Here is a 2598-nt window from a genome sequence, read left to right as displayed (position 1 = left end):
TGATGCCGGCCCCGACGCCGCGGACGTCCCCGCGGTTCACCACCGGGCTGGCCGGCGGGCTGGTCGCGCTGCGCTCGGTCGCCGCCCAGACCGGCCTGGAACTCGCCACCGTCCTCGCCGGTGCCTACGCGGCGGAGCTCTCGAGCCGGTCCATCGACCCCGATCTCGCCGACCCCGGGTTCGCGCACGGCGCGGCCGGCGTCGACTGGGCCCTGTCCGGGCACCCGCGCGAAACCGCGACTCTGCCGCCCGCAAAGGCCGCGACCGGGCACGGCTGGTGCTCCGGTCTGGCCGGCCAGGTGCTCGCCTACGCCGGCGACCCCGACGTGCTCGGCGGGCTCGACGAACAGGTCCGGCGCCTCGCCGCCCAGGAACCGCTGCGCGACTTGTCGCTCTGCCACGGCGAAACCGGCATCACCGACGTCCTCGGCGTGCTGGCCGAGACCGGCCACGCCGGCGCGGAAGCCGCGCTCGCCACCCGGACCGGCCTGCTGCTGACCGCCGTCGAACAGGACGGCGCGCGCTGCGGCACCCCGGACGGCGTGCCCTCCCCCGGCCTGCTCACCGGCCTGGCCGGCATCGGCTACGGCCTGCTGCGTCTCGGCTTCGGCCCCCGCGTCCCGTCCGCCCTGCTCCTGCAAGCCCCGACCCGCTGATCCGCCCCACCTTCACGAGGAGAGAACCACAGATGCGCGAAACCACGACCGAGACCGCCGAAGCCACCGTCGGCGCCCTGGTGCTCCCGCGGGCGAACCACGCCGGCGCGCGCAACCAGGCGCTCGCGGGCACCCGGCCCCGGCTCTCCGGCGTCACGCTCGACACGCTCGGTTCGCCGACCGTCGTCACCAACGGCACCTTCGCTCTCTGACTCCTTTCCCCCATCCCCCGGCACCGAAGGCGAATCCCATGACCGAGCACGACTTCTTCCCCGAGAACCCCGTCGGCGACCTGACCCTCCCGGTGTCCAGCCGCACCGGCGCCCGCAACCGCGCGCTGTCCGGCCAGGCGCCGCGGCTGAGCCAGAACAGCGTGAGCACCCTCGACATCACCCCGGTCTTCACCGTCGCCTTCGCCGAATAGCTTCCGTTCCAGCCCGTTCGACTACCGAGAGTGGAGCCACCTGCATGACCGAGCACGACTTCGCCGGCACGGACAACCCGATCGGCGACTTGACCCTCCCGACGTCGGCCCGGACGGGCGCGCGCAACCACGCGCTGTCCGGCAAGGCGGCGCGGGTCAGCCAGAACTCCCTGACCACGATGGACATCACGGTCGTCACGGGCGCGTTCCCCGGATAGTGAGACGGACCCGGGCGTCGGTATTTCGACCTACGCCCGGAGGGGGTCCGTCCGGATATAGTGACCGCGATGGGCATCCGATCGACGCGCCTGATCGGGCGCGACAGGGAGCTCGGCGCGCTGTCCCAGGCTCTGGAGAAGGCCCGCACCGACCACGGTGGGGCCTTCTTCCTTGTCGGCGAGGGCGGGATCGGGAAGTCCCGGCTCGCCGCCGACGTCGCCGCGCGGGCACTGGCGACCGGGCTCCCCGTGCTGCGCGGGCGAGCCAGCTCGATCGGGCCGATGGTCCCGTTCCGGCCGCTGGCCGAGGCCCTGCTGTCGCACTTCCGCGGCGGCCACCCGCCGGCGGCGCCCGAGCTCGACCCGCTCGTGCCGGTGCTCGCCCGGCTCGTCCCCGACTGGTACCGCGGCGACCGCCCGCACGACAACGGCAACCTCCTCGTGCTCGCCGAGGCCGTGTTCCGGCTGCTGTCGGTGGCCGGGCGCGAAGGCGGCTGCCTGATCGTGCTGGAAGACCTGCACAACGCCGACGCGGAAACCCTGTTCATCGTCGAATACCTCGTCGACAACCTGGCTTCGAGCCGGGTGATGCTGATCGGCACCCTGCGCAACGAGCCGGGTGAAGCGCTCCGGCTCGCGACAGCGGCGTCGCAGCGCTCGGCCAGCCACACCTTCGAACTGACCCGCCTCGACGCCGCGAACACCCGCGAGTTCGCCGCCGCCTGCCTGGAAACCGAGCCGGCCGCGGTACCCGCCGCCGTCGCGAACCTGTTGTGGCAGAACAGCGAAGGCGTGCCGTTCGTCGTCGAAGAACTGCTGCACGGCATGGTCACCGACGGCCTGCTCGTCGGCGGCGCGCACGGCTGGCAGGTCGTCGGCGAACTGCAGGCCCGGGTGCCGGAGGCGCTGATCAGCAGCATCGCCGCGCGTGTTGACGCACTCGGCGCGGACGGCGAAACGCTGCTGTCGGTGGCCGCCGTGCTGGGCAGGCGGTTCCCGCTTTCGGTCGTGCAGGCGGTCACCGACATGGACGACCGCATGCTGCACAACCACATCAGCGCGAGCGTCGCCGCGCACCTGGTCACCACCGACGAGACCACCCCCGGCTGGTACGCCTTCCGCCACCCGCTCACCGCGGAGGCGCTGCTGGCGCGGCTCGTGCCGTCGACGAAGGCGAACCTGGCGCGCCGGGCCGCCGACGCCGTTGAGCAGTTGCACCCGGGCCTGCCCGGCGAGCTGTGCGCGTTGGCCGCGGCGCTGCGGCTGACGGCGTTGGACCACCCGGGCGCCGGGCGGCTGT

The 2598-nt window shown here is 73.3% G+C and carries 5 protein-coding genes; all 5 read left to right on the top strand.

Annotated elements, in window-relative coordinates; translation table 11 throughout:
- A partial coding sequence (locus G3I65_RS48705; protein WP_275940196.1) for a lanthionine synthetase LanC family protein occupies window positions 1-656 on the top strand: 656 nt, incomplete at its 5' end.
- Between the two features lie 32 nt (window positions 657-688).
- Entirely contained in the window at window positions 689-868 is a 180-nt protein-coding gene (locus G3I65_RS48700) for a hypothetical protein (protein ID WP_160702386.1), read from the top strand.
- Between the two features lie 38 nt (window positions 869-906).
- Window positions 907-1080 carry a hypothetical protein gene (locus tag G3I65_RS48695; protein ID WP_160702385.1) on the top strand — a complete coding sequence of 58 codons (174 nt, stop codon included), beginning with the start codon at window positions 907-909 and terminating at the stop codon, window positions 1078-1080.
- Window positions 1081-1124: 44 nt separating this feature from the next.
- Window positions 1125-1298 carry a hypothetical protein gene (locus G3I65_RS48690; protein WP_158104460.1) on the top strand — a complete coding sequence of 58 codons (174 nt, stop codon included), beginning with the start codon at window positions 1125-1127 and terminating at the stop codon, window positions 1296-1298.
- Window positions 1299-1367: 69 nt separating this feature from the next.
- Window positions 1368-2598 (top strand): AAA family ATPase (locus G3I65_RS48685; protein WP_160702383.1); only part of this gene is annotated, 1231 nt, incomplete at its 3' end.

Source organism: Amycolatopsis sp. SID8362, assembly GCF_010550475.1.
GTDB lineage: Bacteria > Actinomycetota > Actinomycetes > Mycobacteriales > Pseudonocardiaceae > Amycolatopsis > Amycolatopsis eburnea.
This window is presented reverse-complemented; position numbering and strand designations above follow the sequence as displayed.